Annotated in this window: 20 protein-coding genes and 1 pseudogene; 15 read left to right on the plus strand and 6 right to left on the minus strand. The window is 38.4% G+C overall.

The features are described from left to right. Both ATS76_RS06810 and ATS76_RS19390 read left to right on the plus strand, forming a co-directional pair. A partial coding sequence (locus tag ATS76_RS06810) for an IS3 family transposase (RefSeq protein ID WP_058551560.1) occupies positions 1 to 628 on the plus strand: 628 nt, incomplete at its 5' end. Positions 629 to 1,226: 598 nt separating this feature from the next. Beyond that, a pseudogene (locus tag ATS76_RS19390) lies at positions 1,227 to 1,558 on the plus strand (VOC family protein). A gap of 104 nt (positions 1,559 to 1,662) precedes the next feature. On the opposite strand, the gene ATS76_RS06820 reads toward ATS76_RS19390, so the two are convergent. Then, positions 1,663 to 2,562 (minus strand): LysR family transcriptional regulator, encoded by a 900-nt coding sequence (locus tag ATS76_RS06820; RefSeq protein WP_058551561.1) that lies wholly within the window; start codon positions 2,560 to 2,562, stop codon positions 1,663 to 1,665. Between the two features lie 112 nt (positions 2,563 to 2,674). Between ATS76_RS06820 and ATS76_RS06825 the strand changes: the two genes are divergently transcribed. The 3 genes from ATS76_RS06825 to ATS76_RS06835 are packed head-to-tail and all read left to right on the plus strand — an operon-like array spanning position 2,675 to position 4,281. Beyond that, positions 2,675 to 3,358, plus strand: coding sequence for a pirin family protein (locus ATS76_RS06825; protein WP_058551562.1), 684 nt, complete (start codon positions 2,675 to 2,677; stop codon positions 3,356 to 3,358). Between the two features lie 23 nt (positions 3,359 to 3,381). Further along, entirely contained in the window at positions 3,382 to 4,005 is a 624-nt protein-coding gene (locus ATS76_RS06830; RefSeq protein ID WP_058551563.1) for an isochorismatase family protein, read from the plus strand. 60 nt (positions 4,006 to 4,065) lie between these two features. After that, positions 4,066 to 4,281, plus strand: coding sequence for a hypothetical protein (locus tag ATS76_RS06835; protein ID WP_058551564.1), 216 nt, complete (start codon positions 4,066 to 4,068; stop codon positions 4,279 to 4,281). 140 nt (positions 4,282 to 4,421) lie between these two features. Here the strand turns inward: ATS76_RS06835 and ATS76_RS06840 are convergent, their stop codons facing one another. Then, positions 4,422 to 5,045 carry a tyrosine-type recombinase/integrase gene (locus tag ATS76_RS06840; RefSeq protein ID WP_010552962.1) on the minus strand — a complete coding sequence of 208 codons (624 nt, stop codon included), beginning with the start codon at positions 5,043 to 5,045 and terminating at the stop codon, positions 4,422 to 4,424. Between the two features lie 299 nt (positions 5,046 to 5,344). Between ATS76_RS06840 and ATS76_RS19275 the strand changes: the two genes are divergently transcribed. Next, positions 5,345 to 5,932 (plus strand): hypothetical protein, encoded by a 588-nt coding sequence (locus tag ATS76_RS19275; protein ID WP_201023494.1) that lies wholly within the window; start codon positions 5,345 to 5,347, stop codon positions 5,930 to 5,932. After that, entirely contained in the window at positions 5,859 to 6,857 is a 999-nt protein-coding gene (locus ATS76_RS06845) for an SIR2 family protein (protein ID WP_201023495.1), read from the plus strand. Before ATS76_RS19275 ends, ATS76_RS06845 begins: the two co-directional genes overlap by 74 nt. A gap of 292 nt (positions 6,858 to 7,149) precedes the next feature. Here ATS76_RS06845 and ATS76_RS06850 read toward each other — a convergent pair whose 3' ends face one another. Both ATS76_RS06850 and ATS76_RS06855 read right to left on the minus strand, forming a co-directional pair. Next, a complete protein-coding gene (locus tag ATS76_RS06850; RefSeq protein ID WP_058551565.1) occupies positions 7,150 to 8,556 on the minus strand; it encodes a sensor histidine kinase in 1,407 nt (468 codons plus the stop codon). Next, on the minus strand, positions 8,556 to 9,230 hold the full coding sequence (locus ATS76_RS06855) for a response regulator transcription factor (protein WP_058429029.1): 675 nt from the start codon (positions 9,228 to 9,230) through the stop codon (positions 8,556 to 8,558). Before ATS76_RS06855 ends, ATS76_RS06850 begins: the two co-directional genes overlap by 1 nt. Before the next feature lie 172 nt (positions 9,231 to 9,402). Here ATS76_RS06855 and ATS76_RS06860 point away from each other — a divergent pair, with 172 nt between their 5' ends. The 3 genes from ATS76_RS06860 to ATS76_RS06870 are packed head-to-tail and all read left to right on the plus strand — an operon-like array spanning position 9,403 to position 13,388. Further along, a complete protein-coding gene (locus ATS76_RS06860) occupies positions 9,403 to 11,358 on the plus strand; it encodes an LTA synthase family protein (protein WP_058551566.1) in 1,956 nt (651 codons plus the stop codon). Between the two features lie 2 nt (positions 11,359 to 11,360). Next, on the plus strand, positions 11,361 to 12,989 hold the full coding sequence (locus tag ATS76_RS06865; protein WP_058551567.1) for a phosphoethanolamine transferase: 1,629 nt from the start codon (positions 11,361 to 11,363) through the stop codon (positions 12,987 to 12,989). 12 nt (positions 12,990 to 13,001) lie between these two features. After that, entirely contained in the window at positions 13,002 to 13,388 is a 387-nt protein-coding gene (locus tag ATS76_RS06870; protein ID WP_058551568.1) for a diacylglycerol kinase, read from the plus strand. Between the two features lie 408 nt (positions 13,389 to 13,796). On the opposite strand, the gene ATS76_RS06875 is transcribed toward ATS76_RS06870, so the two are convergent. After that, positions 13,797 to 15,173 carry an NAD-dependent succinate-semialdehyde dehydrogenase gene (locus ATS76_RS06875; RefSeq protein ID WP_058551569.1) on the minus strand — a complete coding sequence of 459 codons (1,377 nt, stop codon included), beginning with the start codon at positions 15,171 to 15,173 and terminating at the stop codon, positions 13,797 to 13,799. A gap of 213 nt (positions 15,174 to 15,386) precedes the next feature. Then, positions 15,387 to 15,902, minus strand: coding sequence for an NUDIX hydrolase (locus ATS76_RS06880; RefSeq protein WP_058551570.1), 516 nt, complete (start codon positions 15,900 to 15,902; stop codon positions 15,387 to 15,389). A gap of 218 nt (positions 15,903 to 16,120) precedes the next feature. Here ATS76_RS06880 and ATS76_RS06885 point away from each other — a divergent pair, with 218 nt between their 5' ends. The 5 genes from ATS76_RS06885 to ATS76_RS06905 are packed head-to-tail and all read left to right on the plus strand — an operon-like array spanning position 16,121 to position 21,643. Then, a complete protein-coding gene (locus ATS76_RS06885; protein WP_058551571.1) occupies positions 16,121 to 17,464 on the plus strand; it encodes a sigma-54-dependent transcriptional regulator in 1,344 nt (447 codons plus the stop codon). A 13-nt stretch (positions 17,465 to 17,477) separates the two neighbouring features. After that, the gene (locus ATS76_RS06890; RefSeq protein WP_006793673.1) at positions 17,478 to 17,687 is read left to right on the plus strand and encodes a hypothetical protein; all 210 of its coding nucleotides are present in this window, start codon (positions 17,478 to 17,480) and stop codon (positions 17,685 to 17,687) included. 34 nt (positions 17,688 to 17,721) lie between these two features. Further along, on the plus strand, positions 17,722 to 19,206 hold the full coding sequence (locus ATS76_RS06895) for a sensor histidine kinase (protein ID WP_152995630.1): 1,485 nt from the start codon (positions 17,722 to 17,724) through the stop codon (positions 19,204 to 19,206). After that, the gene (locus tag ATS76_RS06900; protein WP_008126515.1) at positions 19,207 to 19,668 is read left to right on the plus strand and encodes a response regulator; all 462 of its coding nucleotides are present in this window, start codon (positions 19,207 to 19,209) and stop codon (positions 19,666 to 19,668) included. Positions 19,669 to 19,678: 10 nt separating this feature from the next. Next, complete coding sequence (locus ATS76_RS06905) at positions 19,679 to 21,643, plus strand: response regulator (RefSeq protein WP_058551573.1); 1,965 nt, start codon at positions 19,679 to 19,681, stop codon at positions 21,641 to 21,643. The last annotated feature ends 12 nt before the right edge of the window (positions 21,644 to 21,655 follow it).

The raw sequence follows: 21,655 nt of genomic DNA on the forward strand, positions 1-21,655 counted from the left end.
GGTACGCCGCATCATGCGTGACTTGGGATTGGTATGCAAACAACCAGGGCCTCATTCATATAAATTAGCGACGGTGGAGCGGCTAGATATTCCAAACATACTTAACCGTGAGTTTGACGTTGATGGCCCAAACCAAGTTTGGTGTGGGGATATTACGTATATTTGGACAGGTAATAAATGGTCTTATCTAGCTGTTATTATCGACTTATTTGCTCGTCGTGTGGTTGGCTGGGCAATGTCAGATAAGCCTGATACTGACTTAGTTATTAAAGCATTAGATAGAGCATACGAGCAACGAGGCAAGCCACTTGGGCTTATGTTTCATTCAGACCAAGGCAGTCAGTACAGCGCAAAAAGGTTTCAACAAAGGCTGTGGCGTTACCGTATAGAACAAAGTATGAGCCGCCGAGGAAATTGCTGGGATAATGCCCCGATGGAGCGCCTATTTAGAAGCTTAAAAACGGAATGGGTTCCTTCGTTAGGTTATAGTAATTACCAAGAAGCTGAAAAAGATATTAGCTATTATTTAATGAATTATTATAACTGGCGCAGGCCACATAGCCACAACCAAATGGTTGCCCCTGCTATAGCAGAAGAAAAACTTAATTTACTGTCCGGAATTAGTTGACCACAACAAAGTGCCCTCTGATAAAGTTGTTATACATTTAGAAGGAGGTGTAGTGATCAGTGCTCTTAAAATTTTAATCTTTGGATTATTTTGTGGACCAGCTCTAGCCGAATTAATCGGTTTCATATCCCTTTTTGTCATGTTACGAAATGAATAATTAGATTATCAATTCCAAGGTTCAGCTTATTACATCGGAGCATTTTCAAGTGTATTTTTTCAGTAGCATCGCCGCTCGCTGCTTTTAACACGTAAAAGATTTCATATAAAATTAGGAGCTCTGTTATAGCTTTACTTTACATAATTTCCTCGTGTTATGTTTTTTTCGTCAGTGAGAGGCGAATGGAAACGATAATCTATGACTTAAATTATTTGTGCGGTGTGGCTAGTTTAACTTTTGGGGGGTCTTTATCACCTTAAACTTTTTTAAAAACACAACTCACTCTGTATATAAACATGCATAACAACTTAATAAGCTCGCTCACTACGTTCACAGGGACGCATACACGCAGGGCGGCTTAGGTGTTTGCGCTCGTTATTGAAAAGTTATACGCTAGGAGTTTGAATGAAATTTAACCAGGTTACCTTACCAGTAAAAGATATGGATGTTGCTGCTAACTTTTATCTAAAACTCGGCTTCACTCAAATTGTCGATCCGCCCCATTACACAAGTTTTCTTTCCCAGATGGGAATTCTACTTTTTCCTTACCACTCGAATCCAGTGAATTTGAAAACAGTTCTGTGATTTACTTCGAGCATGAAAAACTTGATGAACTGTGTACTGAGTTGACAAAAAAAGGTTTTCAGTTTGAACAACAGCCGACAGAGCAACGGTACCTGTGGAAAGAAGCAATACTTAAAGATCCGCCTGGTAATAAAATCCAACTTTACTGGGCAGGTGAAAACCTGCTTAAATTTTCCTTGGAAAGTTGAGAAACGCATATAAAAAGTGACTAAGTTTATGAGCGTCAGCTCAGCACATAACCATCACTCAGTAATGATACCTTCAAAGAAAAATGTACTGTCAAAGCAGTCCTTCAGCGTGATAATTTTTTTAAAAAAGTATCTGTTGTAAAGTTAAGAAAAGCTTTCACTTTAGGTATCTTTGCGCGATGCTTTGGATATAGCACATAAACATCGATATCACTCATACCCCATTTGGGAAGGATGTTGATTAATTCTGCATTGCTGATTGCTTTTTTACACATATAGCTGGGTAAGAGTGAAATACCTTCACCGTCAATAGTCGCCTGCTTTACGACAGAAAAATCATCAACAGCAAGCCTTGGATTTAGCTGAACTATTTCTTTTTTTTCCTTTGATATAAGCTCTACCTTATTATCGCTACCAAGCATACGCATTAACAATAAGTGATGATTACACAGCTCACCAATTTCTTTGGGCTCATTGTTAAGCTTTAAATAGGAAGGGCTTGCATAGAATTTTCTTTGAGCACTTCCTAATCGTTTACCAATTAAACGTGAATCATCTAAGTCACCAATCCGAATTAAAAGATCAAAGCCCTCTTCAATAAGATCAACTTGGTGATTAGCTAAACTTAGTTCTATATTGATATCGGGGTATTTGCGTAAAAATGAAGAGATAACCGGTTTGATGATTTGCTGACCTATAGTAACCGATGCGCCAATTCTTATCGTGCCTTTATAACTGTGAAGTATTTCAGAAACGGTAGCATCAGCTAAATCGATTTCCTCACGAATGCGTTTGCAATGTGTTAGAAAGCGTGTACCTACCTCTGTTAAATTTTGTGAGCGTGTTGACCTTTCAAGCAGTGTCACCCCTAATTTTTGCTCCAACCGAGATACCTTGCGACTAACATTAGCTTTAGGTATGCCTAAACGTTTAGCACCAACAGTAAAACTACCAGCCTCAACCACTGCAAGGAAAACTAACAGGTCATCCACATCATAATTCATATAATTTCTAATTGTTGTTGAAAGTGGAATTATCTTATCAAAAAGCCCTTATATATAAAACAGTAAATAGCGCCTATGATTGCTTTATTAACAGATATGACAGGAGTATGAAATGCATATACTTTCAAAAAACACCCTCACTTTGGGAGGTTTTGCAGGTTTACGCGAACATCGATTAGTGACAGACACACAGCTTTTTGGGCAACGCAAATCACCTGAAACATCAGAAGGCTTAGGCAATTTTGTTTATTTGGCTGATGCACAGTTTAACCCACATGGTGAAACAGGTATGCATTCGCATATGGAGATTGATGTAATTTCGGTGATGATTGATGGTCAAGTTAGCCACGAAGGATCGTTGGAAAACGGTCAAGGTCTTGAAAAGGGGGATGTGCAGGTGCAGCGGGCTGGTGGAGAGGGCTTTTCGCATAATGAAATCAACCCCGACAGCCAAAGAAATCGAATGATACAACTATGGGCATTGCCTGAAGAGAAGGGCCAACCAGCGGGTTACAAATATTACTCGCCAAAAGCTCAAGGTGTAACACGCATCTATGGGGGGAGCAAAGAGCAGTCCGACACATTCAATAGCTCGACAATTATCGACATCATAAAACTTGATGTCGGCAAAAGCATTCAATTACCAAATGAGTCTTTGGTATACGTAACAGATGGAAGCGCTGAATTTACTGAAGCCAATGACAGACAGGCTGTTCAAGACGGCGACCTAATTCGAAGCATTGATGCTGAAGTAAAAGCAATTACGCCACTTAGCATGATAGTCGTACATCAATAATTACAAACCATCAGGAGAAAGAAATGAATAAGTTTACTGAAATGCTAACTATAGATAACGCCGTTTTGGCAATGATAGACCATCAAACAGGCTTATTGGTTAGTTGTAGAGACCAAGATCCGCATTTGATGACACAAAATATCAAGGGGTTGTGTTCATTAGCAAAAACCGTGGGCATGCCATCCATTATTACTGCCAGTATGCCTGATGGACCTAACGGGCCTATCATGACTGAAATTACTGATATTTTAGGCGATGATATAATAGAGCGTGCTGGTGAGATTAATGCATGGAAAAGCCCTGAGTTTAAACAAGCCATTAAAGCCACTGGCCGAAAGAAAATTATCATGGCAGGTATTGTGACTGATGTTTGTTTACTATTTCCAGCCATATCAGCCGTTGCTGAGGGGTACGATGTATATGCCGTTGTTGATGCTTCTGGCACTTGGAATAAAGCTGTAACTGATGCTGCTATGCATCGAATGACACAAGCTGGTGTGAAAGTGGTCACATGGGCATCTGTATTAGCGGAAGTGATGGATGACTGGCGAAGCGAGCATGGCATAGCGCTCGGCGGCGTGTTGGGCGAACATACAAGCTATCGTTGGGTGTATAACAGTTTCCTTCAGGCCAGTGGCCAGAACTAAAACTATTTGGCCGTATGTGAGTACGGCCGTTATTTAAAATTCTTGATAAATGTATTGACTATGAATAATGTAAAAAAACCTAATCAACATATCATAGCGCTGATTTCATTCTTAGCGCTCATACCTTTGGTTTATTTTATCCCTGATTTTATTGGGCGGTATGTAACAGATAATAAGTTGCTCAACGTTATCGTAGCTGTAGGTATTATTGTGCCATTAATTTCTTATGTTGTTGTACCACTCTCACTAAAATTACTTGATAAGAAGTTAGATTAAGGACCATTTAATTTTAGAAACAGAAATTGTCAAAGTGAACAAACAGACCGCTTACTGCTAACTAAAGCAAGTCAACAAGTTGCTATGAGTGCTATTGGCACGTGCCAGACTCTAACTTCGAGTCTGGCTTAGCTTCAAATTTAAGCATCGATCTGTTCTGATACTTCTAACGCATCATCAACTTCTATTCCCAAGTATCTGACAGTGCTCTCTAGTTTTCTATGGCCAAGTAGAAGCTGACAGGCTCTTAAATTTTTAGTTTTTTTGTAAATTAGTGATGGTTTGGTACGTCTCATTGAATGAGTACCATATTGAGTCTTATCTAACCCAATTGAGGTGACCCAAGAGTCAACTATACGTCCATATTGACGGGTTGAGAGGTGTGCAGAAGAATGAACTCGTGATTTAAACAAGTAATCATAAGAATTGAGACTAAATTGCTCTATGAGCGCCACAATTGAGATCCTTGTATTTCCAGTAATTTCAAATTGAACAGGCATACCAGTTTTTTTTTGAACGACTATTGCCCTTGATTGGATTGTTTTACCATGTGCGATGTCGTTAACTTTTAGTGAAACTAAGTCACATCCTCTTAGTTTGCTATCTATGGCTAGGTTAAATAGTGCTAGATCTCTTATTTTATGAAAAAGTTCTAGTCGTATTCGGATAGCCCATATTTGCTGTAATTTCAGAGGTAACTTTTGTCCTACAAGCTTATTTTTATTCCAAGGCTCTTTAGGCTGATATATTGTTAACTGATGCATTAGTTGTACTCCGGTGTTTATGGAGTTTTAAGCTTAGCCCGCTACAAAAGAATTCGGGTATGAGCGAGAAGCAGACGGTCGATCAAACTCATTTTTGGACAGAAACGCGTTAGATTTTTAGCTCTAAACTGCTGACCTCGGATAAGGTGAGGTTGCTCAAAACCAATCAAAAGACACACGAGATTGTTTAGGAAAGGCTCCATCAAAATCAAACTCTGAGTGACTATTTAGTGATTACGATTTTGTGTAACCGTTTGAAAGTGCTAAAGTGTCTATAACATTAGTTGACTGGGCTAAAGATGAATATAGAAGAATTCATTGGGCAATACCGCAACCACCCTGTTTTATTCGTTGGAGCAGGTATCGGCCTTCGCTACCTCAATAATGCATTTACGTGGGATGGCTTATTAAAACACATTGCGTTTGAACTCAAAGGTAACAATGAGTTCTATCTTGATATTAAGGCTGAAAGTCGAGAAAACGGAAAGTACGATTACACAAAAGTTGCAACCAAGCTGGAACAGGAGTTCAATAAAGTCTTGGGTCAAGATAGACACGGCAAGTTTAAAGATATCAACGATGTTTTCTATCACGAGATGGAGACTGAAAATTATCTTAGTCGTTTCAAAATCTACATATCTCAGTTAGTAAAGCAACTGAACTACAAAGAAGATATGTTCGATGAGCTGAGTGAATTAAAGAAAATTCGTAAGAATATAGGCTCAGTGATTACGACTAACTACGATAGTTTAATTGAAGACTTGTTTGGATTTGAAGAGCTTGTAGGCAATGACATTTTACTGAGTAACCCTTATGGCTCAGTCTATAAGATTCATGGTTGTTGCGTTGATCCCTCTAAAAATCATTATTACAGAAGAAGATTATAATCAGTTTGATGAAAAGTATGAGCTTATTCGAGCACAATTACTCTCTATTTTCATCCATAACCCAATTACTTTCCTTGGCTATGGTATTGGTGATGAAAACATCAAGAGCTTATTAAAAACCATTTTTACTTATGTGGAACCGAACTCTGAAGATGCGGAACGAATTCGCAACAACTTTCTATTAGTTGAATATGAAAATGGATCAATGTCACACGAAATATCTGCTCATGACATTGATTTACATGGGTTTTCAACTATTAGAATAAATAAGTTGAAAACGGATGATTTCAAGGAAATCTACAAATCACTTTCTAACCTTAGCTTACCTGTATCAGCAATGGATATCAGAAAGGTTCAGAGCATTGTTAAGGACATCTATTCAGGTGCAAGTGATGACGGGACAAGCATCAAAGTTAACATCACTGAAGATATCGATGCCCTAAGTAATAGTGACAAAATTTTAGTAATCGGTTCAGCGAAATCCATTTCCTATGAGCATAAGAACTCATCAAGTTTCAACTCTGAGTACTTTGATATTGTCGAAGAGTCTAACCACAACCTAATTAAGCTCATTGATAATATTAACATATCAGTACAGCAGTGGTTTCCAATCTATGCTTTTGACACTATTTACCGAGATTTAAGAAAGGCGGCAACTTTAAAAGAGCAACAGGCTCGCAAAATAAATGATTACCTTGCTTCTCAACCAGCAACTGTTGAAACAAAGCACACTACGTTACAAGAAATTTTTGATGATGAAGGTGTAACAAGGCCAAATGAGTTGAATGCGATTATGTGGTCAACTTGGAATGACAAAATTTCACTTGATGAAGTTGAGAGCTTTTTGAAAACAATGCCAGATAAAAAGGGAACGGGCTATCGCAGATTACTCTGTGTGTATGATTACAAACGATACAGTGCGTAGCAAAAGTCAAACCACCCACGGGTGGTCTTTTGTGTTTTTTACTTTATCCGTTATTTTTCTATGGTGAACTTTGATTGCACAAGGTAGGGTAACTTTTTGTCTAGACTCGTTTAGGGGCAAAAACGAGTTAGAGCCGAAGGACGGATCTGTAAAATGTATAGTGATAACAACACCCTGCTAAGCCGCAGAAACGGAGTTGATTGTTTGATAGCTGCCAGTACAATTAAGTATTTAGGAGCCTCATCACATAATTGCATTCCCCAGCCTTTATTTCTATGTAGGGCTAAATAAACTAATCCGTGTTTAAGGCTAAAGAGAATGTGATTTTTCTGTCACTAACTTCTGCACTTAATTGCGCATCAATTGCTTTACTAAGCGTTTTAGCGATTGATAACCCCAATCCAAAGTTATCATTCGATGTTCTTGAAGTGTCTTTTTGCCATAAAGGGTCAAATAATTGGTCTATATCATTATCACTCAAAGGTTCAATAAGGAAGTTAGTAACTGACAAAAATAAAAGTTTTTCTTTTGAAATCATTGTCGAAACTAAAATTTTTGAATTTAGTGGGCTGTATTGTTTAGCGTTGTTAACTAAATTGCTAATAATTGATTCGAGGGCAAACAAGTTGCTTATAATTGCTGGTGCATTCTCATTCAACTCCAAATTTACACGCGATAAATCAGTGTTTTCTAAGACTCTGGTAATGACTTGATTTAAATCACAAGCATCTTGTTTGATTAGCTTACCATTACTGTATTTATGTAATAGCAATAAGTTCGACACGATATTTTTAAGCCGTAAACTTATTTTCAACGCTTCAGGCTTAAAATCCTCATTGAGCTCAATCTCATTTGGAAACCTGATAGCAACTTCTGCCATATTTATAAGTTCGGCAATGGGCGTTTTTATTTCATGGGCAATATCGGATGTAAGTCGCTTTTCCCTTAGGTAAAGTTGTCTATTCTCTTTAATAAAAGCATTTAAGCTTTCAACAATAGGCAAGAGCTCTTTAACTGGCTCTTGTATAAATATCTGTGAGCATTCACTGGTAATACTTAACTGACTAATATCTTGGTTGAGTTTAATTAATGGCGCAAGTGATGTATCTATCGCCTTCCTGACAAATAATCGAATAAATACAATAACTGTAATTATGGTGACTATAAAAATAACGTCAATCAACCAAAGTACAAAATCAACTTCCTCAGAAGACGCTGCATAAGCTAAAGTCAGTGGCTCATCATTTGTTTTTTTATATGTGTCTACTGATGTATTGTCTTTTTCTTGTGGTATAAAACGACTATAAAACACCCGACCATCTCGGCCATCAGCTAATTGTATAGGGAGTATTTTTGACTCGCCAATTTCTAAGCTTTCATATGGTAGGTTTTTAACTTCAAATAAATCTAAACTTTTTGAGCGGGTAAAAACACTTTCTTTGCTCCATAATTGAAAGTACTCAGGCTCTATTTCCCCTTCGAACTCGGGCAAAAACTCACTAGAAAAGTTAAACGAAAAACCTTCATTAGTTTTATGTACTAAGGTCATTAACATACCGGCTTTGGATTGCAGGCTGCGATCAAACTCATTATCTATCCAACTATCAACAGCAATGTCGGTTGCCAACAAAATGCATAAAACAAAGCTAGTTATAGTTACCGAGAGTGTAACAACTAATTTACTGCGAATAGATTTCATTATTGTCCTTGTACAATATAACCAAAACCACGTTTGGTCTGAATTGGCAGCTCCCCTCCTGCAACTCTTACTTTTTTGCGAGCAGATGATAAATGGGCTTCAATCGAGTTCTTTGATATCAAATCATATTGCCCTGCAAGGTAGGTACTTAGCTTTTCTGCACTAAACACTTTATTTTGATTGCTAAATAAACATTCGACAATTTTGTACTCGTTGGGTGTTAAGTCAATAACATTGTCAGCAACTTTTAGCAGTTTTAACTGTAAATTCAGTGCTAAATTATCAATAGTTATGATATCACTCATCATCTTCAATCCTCCACGGCGCATTAAATTTAGCAGTCGAGCGTGGAGCTCATCAAATGAAAAGGGTTTAGTCAGATAATCATCCGCTCCTGTTAAAAGCCCTAAAACACGGTCTTCAGGTTCTTGCTTAGCTGACAAAATTAAGACTTTAGAATCAAGCTGTTTGGTTCTTATGGTTTGCAATAAAGTAATACCATCGATACTCGGTAACATAATATCAAGTATTATAAGCTCATACTCACCTGTCATCGCCATACTCAGCCCTTGTGCACCATCACCGGTGTCATCAACCGCAAAGCCTAGATTTGCTAAGCCAATTCGTAAACTACGCCTTAGTGACGCTGAATCTTCAATTATTAATAACTTCATGTGTTACTCATTCACCTGAAATGCATCTTCATCATTAGGTTACGCCATATAGCTTAAGTTTTACTTAAGACTTGCTTAAGTTTCCATAGTTTAGCCAATATTAAGTTTAGACTCAGGATTTCTTAAGTTTCGGTTTTTAGTATTGCTGCAATTATTAAGATCGAGCACAACTATGACAGCAAATACTTTCGTTTTAAAACCCATGTTGCGTTTTACTATTATATTGATATCAATCTTTATAACTTCCCGCATTGCTTTATTGTTTTGGCAACATTCAAGATTAAATGATGGTGATATTTGGCCGATCATATCAGGAGCAATCAGAATAGACTTAAGTAGCATTGGATACTTAGCAACTATTGGGGTTTTTATACTGATACTTCATGTAGTTGCACGCCCTAAAACAGAGCTTTTCCAGCGTATTTTTACACTTTACGGTAGCAGCGTTGTAACTGTAGTTGTTATTGTTGAAGCATCAACACCTGCATTCATCAATCAATATGATGTAAGGCCTAACCGATTATATATTGAATACCTTGATTACCCACAAGAAGTCTTCTCAATGTTAGTGCATGGCCATCTTTTTGCAATGCTAAGTACATTGCTTTTGGCTACGTTAACAAGCGTTTATAGCTATCGCTTTTTATGTAGAGCATTCACACAACCACAGTCGCTGAAAAAAGCATCCAATTTACCCATTCTAATGGCTGCTTTAATAATCTGCTTATTTGCTGCTAGAGGTACATTAAATCACCGACCGCTTAACCCTGCATTAGTCTATTTTTCTCAAGATTCACTAGTAAACTCACTTGTTCTTAACTCCACTTACAGTGTTGCGTTTGCGCTGAAAAACATGGGTAACGAAAAAAGTGCCAGTAATTTGTATGGCACAATGCCTCGTCAACAAATTATAGATACGGTCAAAAAGGCTTCTTATCGAAAACAGTTTGTCGCTGGAAATATTCCAACCTTGGCGCACAACAAGCCTTTTGTGTCTGGTGTTAAAAAAAACTTAGTTATAATACTTGAGGAAAGTTTAGGTGCCCGATTTGTTGGAGAACTTGGTGGGTTAGATATTACGCCTGAACTTGATAAGCTATATCAACAAGGGTGGGGGTTTGACAACCTTTATGCTACGGGCACGCGATCCGTAAGAGGTATTGAAGCAATTACCACAGGTTTTACACCATCACCATCTCGCTCAGTAGTTAAACTATCTAAATCGCAGCATAACTTTTTTTCACTAGCGGATGTATTGAGTAAAGAAGGTTACAAAACACAGTTTATCTACGGCGGTGAAAGCCATTTTGACAATATGAAAAGCTTTTTTTTAGGAAACGGGTTTAACGATATTGTTGACATCAACCATATTGAAAATCCCCAGTTTATCTCCTCTTGGGGTGTAAGTGATGAGGACTTATTCAATCAAGCAGATAAAGAACTAACTAAATTAAGTAATTCGACAGAGCCATTTTTTAGTCTTGTATTTACTTCTAGTAATCACGATCCGTTTGATATACCACAAGGCAAAGTATCGCTACCCAAAGGACATAACCCTGAAAACTATAAGCGTGATCTTGCAATTAAGTATGCCGATTACGCACTAGGGAAATTTATAAATAAAGCAAAAACACGGTCGTACTGGGAAAACACCGTATTTTTGGTTGTGGCAGACCATGATGTGCGTGTTTTTGGCTCTGAACCTGTCCCTTTGAAGTCTTTTCATATACCCGCTGTTATTTTAAACAGCGGTATGAAAAGTAAACGCGATCCAAGACTCGTTAGTCAAATTGATCTACCTGTTACTTTGATGTCACTTTTAGGAATTGACCAAGCAACCCCTATGCTGGGCTTTGATCTAACTAAAAGTTATCCCGTTGAACGCGCAATGATGCAGTACTACGACAATTTTGCATACCTAGAAAATGATCGCGCTGTCATCCTAATGCCAAATCAACAAACCAGCTATTGGCGCTATAACAAACAAACCAAAATACAAGAAAAAAATGAACAGCTAAACGTTGATCAAACGTTGGCTGAAAAAGCACTCGCTCATGTGTTATTTAGCAACTTAGCTTACACCGAGCAGCTTTATCGTTTAGCTGATAAAAGTAGTGATAAGGAGTAACTATGAAAATTGCTTTTAAAAGATTTTGTATTTCGTCTTGGCAAGTAAGTTACAGCCAATTTGTTTGCTTAGTTTCAATGTATATCGTTATCGCATTTAATGGCTTGTTTTTATACAATACTTTTATGGCTGCAACACAGTCAGGGCATATAAATTGGCTTTTTATCGCGTCGATCCCTGTATTGCTATTCTCATTGACTGTTTTAGTTTTAAGTTGGTTGTCCTTAATTACTTTTGTTAAACCTATACTTCTATTTAGTGTTTTAGTTTGCTCATTGTTGTTTTATTCAACACTTAATTATGGCGTTATTTTTGACAAGAGCATGTTACAAAATATTGTTGAAACAAATTCAGGTGAAGCATTTTCATACTTAAACTTTCAGCTTGTGTTATTTATTTTTTTATTGGGAGTTGTACCTACTTACTTATTTTCCAAGTTCACAGTTATTGGGAGTTTTAGAGCACGTTTAAAAAGTTTTACGAAGCTAAATCTATCAGCTTTGCTCTGTTGTGCCTTAATCGCTGTACCCTTTTACAAAGAGTACGCTTCTGTTGGCCGCAACAACCGACAGCTAACAAGTTATATCACCCCGTTTGCATTCTATACAGCGGGTTATAAATACTTGAGGGATAATTACTTTTATCCACCATTACCTTTCAAGGTACTCGATAATTTGCCCACTTTAAAAAATAAAACGAGCACCTCGCTAACTGTAATAGTTGTCGGGGAAACTGCTCGGGCGGCTAACTTTTCACTACAAGGCTATAGTAGAGCAACGAATGCTTATACTCCCAAGTTAGGCGTAAAGTATTTTAGTGATGTTTCATCATGTGGAACGGCGACGGCTATTTCAGTCCCTTGTATGTTTTCACGACTGAACCGCAAAGAATATGATTCTCGGCTTGCTAGTAGTCAAGAAAATGCTCTAGACATAATTCAACGTAGTGGTGTTGAAGTAACATGGATTGATAATAACAGCAGCTGTAAAGGAGTGTGTGCTCGCATTAAGTCAAACAACATTGAGCCGAATAAAGAACATCCTTTATGTGATGGTCATTACTGTTTTGATGAAATATTAGTCACGAAACTAGCAGACAAGATAGCGACTAGTAATGCTAAACATAAATTGGTTGTTCTACATATGATAGGCTCACATGGACCAACTTATTATCGTCGTTACCCTGAACACGAAAGTTTGTTTAAACCTGATTGCTCTCGAAGCGATATTCAGAACTGTAGTACAACTGAACTAACAAACACATATGATAATACTATCGCATACACAGACAAGGTGTTAAGCCAGTTGATAAAAGTATTACAAACAAGTAACGAAACGAAGAAGTCACTCCTATATGTGTCAGATCACGGTGAGTCACTTGGTGAGAAAGGTTTATACCTTCACGGGTTTCCATATGCATTAGCACCAAGCGAGCAAACCCATATTCCAATGATTTTTTGGAGTAATAAACTCGCTAACTCTAAATTTAATCATTGTATTGAGTTACAACGCTCAAAAGTATTTTCACACGACAATATTTTTGACACTTTACTTGGCTTAACTCAAGTAAGCAGCAGTCAATACCAACCTGAATACGATATTTTTAACGCCTGTAAGGCCCTAAGTCTATAAAGAGAGTTTCCAATGCAATTTGATAGTGCAAATAAGCCGTCAGGTATTAATCGAGTAGTTTTAGCTTTTAAAAATTCACAGCGTGCATTTAAATGGCTTGCTAAAAATGAAGCCGCTTTTAAACAAGAGCTTTTTTTACTCGCTTTATCGCTAACTATTATTTCGATTTGGCAGATAGGTATTTACGAAAAGGTCATGCTACTAATCTCTGTTTTATTTGTGATATTCGCAGAGGTTGTTAATACAGCAATAGAAGCAACAATAGACAGAGTTGGCTTAGAGATTCATCCATTGTCAGGTCTCGCTAAAGATTTAGGCTCCGCAGCAGTATTAATTGCGCTATTGATATGTTCATTCGTCTGGATTTCTGTATTTATAAGCTATATTGGTTATTTTTAAAATTTATCCAATCTCAATGATCGCTTATCGCTCATTTGCGACCGTCGCCTAAACTCGTTTTGGGGCAGAAACGAGTTAATCATGAATGACTGCTCATGGCACAGAGCTGCCCTTCGTCTCTAACGAGTTTGCTGACCGTTTGCTCATCACTCCTACCTGTCAAACCTTGCTGTCTGAAATTTAAGCTAAGTATGTGTTTTTACATATCAACATTCAGCTTTGTCTTAATTTTTCTCACTGTGTTTATGGCTTTAAATACACTTGTAGGATGGATCTATTAGTGCATAAAACCATGGAGATTCGCCCATAAAAAAGCCTAAAGGTGATTGCTCAGCTTTAGGCTTAATAATATTTTTAAAATACGTATTAATACTCTTTTAATACGTGTATTTCACGTGTGTAGCTAAATTAGCTATTAACCATAATACATTTAATATTTACAAATTCGCGCATCCCAAAGCCACCATGCTCTCGGCCGTAGCCACTTTCTTTAACACCACCAAACGGTAGGTTAGGCTGTGCAAGGCCATAGCCGTTAATGTTGATCATACCTGTATCAAAGTGCTTTTTAGCCAGTTCGATGGCTTTTTTCTCATCTTTAGAAAAAATACCACCGCCTAAACCATAGCGAGAGTCGTTGGCGATACGCATGGCATCGTCGTTGTCTTTTGCTTTAATTAGCGAAGCAACGGGACCAAATAACTCATCATCGTAAGCTGGCATGCCAGGTGATAAGTTATCAACAATTGTAGGTGGGTAGTAGTAACCCGTTTGCGATGGAATTTCACCACCCGTTACAATATTTGCACCTGCTTTAACCGATTGCATAACCTGATCATGTATACCGTCGCGTAAGTCTTCACGTGCCATTGGGCCAAGGTCTGTATCATCGGCCATTGGGTCGCCCATTTTTAACGCTTCAAATTGTTCTTTAATGCGTGCTTTAAAGTCATCATAAAGTGATTCAACCACTACAAAGCGTTTTGCAGAAACACAGGTTTCGCCGTTATTAATAATTCGGCCCATTACGCAGGTTTTAACGGCTAGTTCTAAATCAGCATCGTCTAACACTAAGTAAGCGTCATTACTGCCAAGTTCTAGTACTGTCTTTTTGACATGTTTACCGGCTTCTTCAGCTACTTTTTTACCCGTTGCATCACTACCAGTGAAGGTCACGCCACTAATTGCTTTGTGTGCAATTAGGCTGCTTGCCGTTTTGCCATCAATTAATAAATTACTAAAACAGTATTCAGGAAAACCAGCTTGTTTAAATAAGGCTTCAATTTTTTCAGCCATGCCAAATACGTTACCCGCATGTTTTAAAACGGTGGTATTACCGGCCATAATGTTAGCCGCGCTGTAACGTATAACTTGATAAAGCGGAAAGTTCCAAGGTTGAATACCTAACAATACGCCTGTCGGTTGGTAACTAATAATGGCGCGGCCGCCGTCCATATCACGCTCTTCATCTGCAAGTACTTGCGGGCCGTTTTCAGCGGTATAACGGCAAATGCCCGCGCACAACTCAACTTCTTGAAAACCTTGCTCGTACACTTTACCCATTTCTTCGGTCATTAATTTAGCAATGGCTTCTTTTTGTTCTTCAAAAAGTGTTGCTAGGGCATTTAAATGTTTTGCACGTTCTTCAAACGACGTCAAACGCCATTTTAAATATGTTTCGTGAGATTTTTCGATTACTTGCTCAGCCTCATGTTGAGAAAGTAGCGTGTAGGTATCGATGGTTTGCTCAGTTGCCGGATTAATCGTTTTAACTGTATTGCTCATTCCTATCTCCTTACAATTTATGTAAGCAAGTAGGTGCAAAACAAAGGCCAAGATAATCTTATGAATAATACAAGATTAACCTATTGATTAATAATAGCTATTTTGTTTTTAAATTGTTGTTTTACTTTTTTCTTTTATAATTTTTTAAATTAGGGAAGGTAAAAAATACTGGTCAGTGCAAAATTTACAAACTTGTAAAGGGGACAAATAGCGTCAGAAAAGTGTTTGTGCAATTTGTTTGAGCAGGTACGTCTCCCGTAATATAGATAGGCCTTGTTTTTCACTATTTGCTAATGTGCGCTCGTTGTGTGCAATTGCATCGTTTATGTCTACCCACTTGGCAGTCATGCCATTATGCTGTTCGTAGTGTTCTAATTTTGCTTTTCCAAACTCATCGGCAATGCTACACACATAGCAATACGATTTTATATGAATAATATCAAAGTCGTCTTTATACCAAGGGCGGTATTCTTCGTAGAGCCCGAAGTCTTTAATTACTGTGATATTTTGCGCACCGGTTTCTTCATTTAGCTCGCGAATTAAGCCTTTTTCAATACTTTCACCTTCATCTACACCTCCGCCCGGTAGGCTGTAATCGTCATAACGATTGGTGTACATAAGCAGTATTTTATTATCTTTTATTACTATGGCACGCGCTGTGATGCGTGTGAAATGAGTGCCTTGGTTTATATTAATACCAGGGTGGATTAGGGTTTTTAATTGCTGCATTTCATCTCCTTCTATTAAAAAGTGAGTATATCAGTGGTATAAGTATTAGTTGCAAATAAAAATTATTTTTATTGTGATCGTTTTTTTTCAGCTTACGTAAATAGAAGGCTGATATTATGGAACAACAAATCATTAAAGTTTTAAAAGATTAGCTCAATACGCACCTTTAAATTAGTTCTTAGGATGCGTAGAATAAAAAAAAAGAACAGGGATTTATCATGTTAAACATACTTTTAGTAGATGATGACGTTGAATTTAGTGACGTTGTTTGCCACATAGTCGAATTCCTCGGCCACAATATAAGCACCGCAACCAGTTTAAAAGAAGCACACCAATGGTTTGAAAATAATACCTTTGATCATGTGTTACTTGATTTCATGTTACCTGATGGAAGCGGACTTCATTTGCTTGACCATTTAAAAATAATTGGCCAGTCTCCAAAAATTACACTCATATCGGGCCATCCTTCAGTGAAGGGAATATTGGCTGATATGTGTGAGCCTAATATTGGGCACCTTCTAAAACCCCTTCAACGCGAAGATTTAGAGCTTGTTTTAAATGGCCCTAAAAAAGTAGCCGTTAAAAAGGCAAAAACCAGTGGTATTACGCGTCATTTTGGCAGCTTAATTGGCGAGTCAGAGCCAATGCACAAACTGTACAATATGATTGAGCGAGTAGCTAAAACAAATGCCAATGTCATGTTAATGGGCGAAAGTGGCGCAGGTAAAGAAGTGGTGGCTCAGGCAATACACAATGCAAGCCAGTGCGAAGGCCCATTAGTGGCTAGTAACTGTGGTGCACTTTCGAAAGAGTTGATTGGCAGTGAATTATTTGGCCATGAAAAAGGCGCATTTACAGGTGCAATTGCGCGTAAAGAAGGGGTATTTGAGCAATCAAACGACGGTACTTTGTTTTTAGATGAAGTAACCGAAATGCCAATTGATATGCAGCCTAATTTATTGCGCGTTCTCGAAACCAAAAAAGTAACGCGTGTAGGGGGCAATAAAGAAATTCCAACCAATTGTCGAGTAATCTCTGCAACTAACCGAACGTTAGAAGACTTGGCTCAAAACAACGTTATTCGTGAAGATATTTACTTTAGACTCGCAGTGTTTCCTATTGATATTCCGCCTTTAAGAGATCGAAAAGACGATATTCCATTGTTAGCAAAAGCATTTTTAGAACAGCTAAACGATGAGAATGGCACCGCATTTAGTTGGACTGCTGCACAGCTTAAAGAGCTGCAAAGTTATGAGTGGCCGGGCAATGTGCGTGAAATTCGCCATGCTATTCACCGTGCCTTTATCATGAGTGACCCGAAATCAGGCGAAGTGACACTGCCAGATAATCTAGAGTCGCCATTTTCACGTGTGAACAATCAAACTACTGACAACGCGGTATCGGCTGGGCAAACCATAGAAGAAGTTGAAAAAGAGCTTATTCATGCAACGCTCGACAAGGTACAAGGGAATAAAACACTTGCCGCACAAATGCTAGGAATTAGCACTAAAACACTTTATAACCGCCTTAATGCTTACGGTGGTATTGGCGAGTATAAATAAGTTGAGAGGTAACATGACACAGAACAATCAACCGGAGCCGCTTAATAAATTAGTTCATGACGCAAGAGCCCCTTTAAATCGTATTTCAATGAATGCTGAACTAATTAAGTTAGTACTTGAAAACGATATGCCAAAAGAAAAGGCACTCGAGGCACTAAATAAAATTATTAGCAATTGCCAACAATGCAGTGAAAGCTTACAAAAAATTGTTGATTCACAATGATGAAAGCGTGTTTTATGCGCAAACAGGAAACTAAATAAGCATGCAAAAACAACAAGGTAAAGCGAATGTTACGTGGGCGGCTTTTATAGTTGTGGTGTTATCTATTATTGTGGGTAATGCATTTTTGGCATTAAATACAATTCAAGGGTTAACCCAAACACAAAAAAGCTTAGACAACACTAGCATGCTAAGTTCGGCAATAGAGCAATTGCATTTATCTATTGTACAGGCCGAGTCTGGGCAGCGTGGCTATTTATTAACGGAAGAAGATGATTACCTTACACCTTACTTCGATGCAATTGGCCAGTTAGAAGCACAAACAGACCATGTTAAATCACTGCATTCGGAAATTGATGGCCAATCAGAGCGGATAGCACAGCTGCTTGTATTGACAGAAAGCAAAATTAAAGAGCTTAAAAAAACAGTTAACTTAGCGCTTGATGATAAAGAGCGCCGTGCACTCGCTATTTTAAACACCCATAACGGCCGAGAGCTTTACAAGCAAATTCGTGAACGCGTAAATGATATTCAAGACCGTGAATTACTGTTTAAGGTAAGCCATTTCTCTAAACTCGCTCAAATTAAAAACGAAGCTAAAATTACGTTTGCAATTACCGCGATTACTAGCGCAATACTGATTATTGGTATGTTTGTAATGACGCGTATGAACCTGAGAAATGCGGCTCAATATCGGTTTGATCTTGAAAAGCAAAATGAAACATTGGCTAGTAAGGTATCTGAGCGCACACAAGAGCTCACTTTGTATTCAGACGAGTTAAGCCGAAGCAACCGAGAGCTGGAGGAGTTTGCCTTTGTGGCAAGCCATGATTTGCAAGAGCCACTTCGTAAAATTCAGGCATTTAGTGACCGATTAGAAACCATGTTTAAAGATGATTTAGGTGAAAAAGGCTTAGATTATATTGGGCGTATGAAAAATGCCGCACAGCGAATGTCGAACTTAATCAACGACTTGTTAGAGTTTTCGCGTGTTACTACACGAGGTAAGGACTTTGATGATACCAATTTAAATGAAGTAGTAGACGACATTCTTAGCGACTTGGAAATTGCAATAAAAGAGTCAGATGCGCAAATTGAAGTGGCCGAACTACCGGTTATTCAGGCAGATAAAAGCCAAATGCAGCAGCTTTTTTTAAATTTACTGTCCAATGCGGTTAAATTTAGATGCCCAGATGCGAGCCCGCATATAAAAATTAGCTACGAACACGAAGCTATTTTTAATGAAGATCACAATGCAGAATTAAGCTTTCAAGTTATTACTATAAAAGATAATGGTATAGGGTTTTCTCAAGACTATGCCGACAAAATATTTGTACCATTTCAGCGCTTACATGGTCGTTCACAGTATAAAGGAACAGGTATTGGCCTTTCTGTGTGCAGACGAATTGTAGAACGCCATGGCGGTACTATTACGGCTAAAAGTAAAGACGGTGAAGGGGCAACCTTCATTATAAAATTACCTGTGGAAGCTGCGCTTTTCACTTTGCAAGGAGAGGCTTAAATGCCCTACACAAAAGTTAAACCAATTACTATTTTAATGGCAGATGACGACGAAGATGATCGCTTATTAACGCAAGATGCACTCGCGGAAAGTCGAGTGCTCAATGAGCTTCACTTTGTTGAAGATGGTGTTGAGCTTCTTGAGTACTTAGAGCGAAAGGGCAAGTTTGCTGATAAAGAGGTTTCTCCTCGCCCTGGACTTATTTTGCTTGATTTAAACATGCCAAGAATGGATGGCCGTGAGGCGTTAGAAGCGATTAAAGCAAACCCAAATTTAAAAGGGATTCCAGTTGTTATTTTAACTACATCGAAACAAGAAGAAGATATGGTTAAAGGGTACAACTTAGGTGCGGCTTCATACATTACCAAGCCAGTTACCTTTGACGGCTTAGTTGATTTAATGAAAACACTAGGCAAATACTGGGTTGAATTTGTAGAGCTACCAAGTACTTTTAACGATTAATGGAGATTGTATGTTAGATAAAGTGACTCAATTGCTGCTTGTAGAAGACGATGAAGATGATTACATACTCACCTGCGACTATTTGGAACAATTAGACTCACATACGTTTAACGTTCAATGGGTAAGTTCTCCAGAGCAAGCAATTGAAACGCTCAGTAAAAACGAGCACGACATTTGTTTGCTTGATTACCGCTTGGGTGCATCTAATGGGCTTGATGTTTTAAAAGAGGCGATAGCAAATGGCTTTAGCGGGCCTATTATTATGCTTACTGGGCAATCGGATGATGAGTTAGACTCTGCGGCACTTGATGCCGGGGCCGTTGATTATTTGATTAAAGGAGAAATGAGCTCAAGCCGTTTTGCTCGTGCAATTCGTTACGCCCTTGCTCGAAAAGATGTTGAGGGAGAGCGGGTAGAGCGATTAAAAGCGGAAGCTGAAAACCGTTCAAAAGACCGTTTTTTAGCACACCTAAGTCATGAGTTACGTACACCGCTTTCGTCTATTTTAGGTTACACAGAATTGTTGATGCAAAGCGACTTTAGTCAGCAAGCTGAAAACGAGCTAGGGGTTATTTATCGAAATGGTAAGCACTTACTTAGCCTTCTTAATGATGTATTAGACTTATCAAAAATAGCCGCAGATAAGCTAGAGCTTACGCTCAGTGAAATAAACCTTGATAGCATGCTTGCTGATGTATACACGTTAATGCGTGTGTCGGTGCTTGATAAGGGCTTAACTTTACGCTTTGAATCCGACCAAGCACTCCCGCTTGTTGCTCGCCTTGATGCCACCCGAGTTCGACAAATATTAATAAATTTAATTAATAACGCAGTTAAGTTTACCGATAAAGGCGAAATAGTTGTTAAGGCATGGACGCAGCATGTTGATAACAAAGAAATGCTCTTTTTTAGCATTAAAGATTCAGGCATGGGTATTGCCCCTGAAAAACAACAGCTGATTTTTAAACCGTTTGAACAAATAGCGGATGTTGAATCGCGCTCAGTCGGCGGTGCGGGGCTAGGCTTGGCAATATGTGCAGAGCTATTATCTCGTATGCAAGGCAATATAAATTTGCATTCAGAAATAGGCAAAGGTTCTACCTTTACTATTTCGGTGTACCCTGGTGACATTAGTGATGTTGAACGGCAAGTGCTTAACTTTAGCAGTGTCCCGCAGTTACAAAGTAAATTAACGCCAAGTAAAGTGCATGGGCGTGTATTGGTTGTTGATGATTTACGCGACCTACGTATGCTGGTTGGGCACATGATCAGTAGCTGCGGCGCGCGAGTAGACTACGCAGAGCATGGCCAACAAGCTCTTGAGAAAGTACGTATAGCCGACGCCTACAAGGCACCTTACGATATCATTTTTATTGATATTCATATGCCTGTAATGGGTGGTAAAGAAGCAACCATCGAGCTTAGAAAAATGGGCTACAAAGGGCCAATAATTGCGCTTACGGCTGCCACAATGAAAGGCATACACGAAGAGCTTGCCGCGCTTGGTTTCAACGATGTGATACCCAAACCAGTAGATAGCAGTGCGTTATATCAATGTCTTCAAGATTATTTAGTGTCGCCGGAAAATACTCCTCAGGCAAAAGATATTCAAGTTAAAGCGCTAAGTGAAAAAAGGCAGCGCTTTTTATTGGTAGAAGATGATGACGATGCTGCACAAATAACCCAGTTGCTTTTAGAAAGCTTAGGAGTAGAGACGGTTATAGCGTCAAGCTGTGCGCAGTGTTTGCAAATACTTAACCACGATCAGCAATTTGATAAAGTATTGTTAGATATGCATTTACCCGATGGCAGCGGAATTGACTTAGGTGAGCAGGTTAACGAACGATACCCTGAGCTGCGATTAGTTATTGTAAGTGGTGCAGAACCTGATCCTACAGATATAAAAGATTTAAATATTGATCGTGTTTTATTAAAACCTATTAATTTAGGCTTATTAGAAACACTTATAAGTTAAAGCATAAGGTTT

The sequence above is a fragment of the Pseudoalteromonas sp. 10-33 genome (assembly GCF_001469195.1).
Taxonomy (GTDB): Bacteria; Pseudomonadota; Gammaproteobacteria; order Enterobacterales; family Alteromonadaceae; genus Pseudoalteromonas.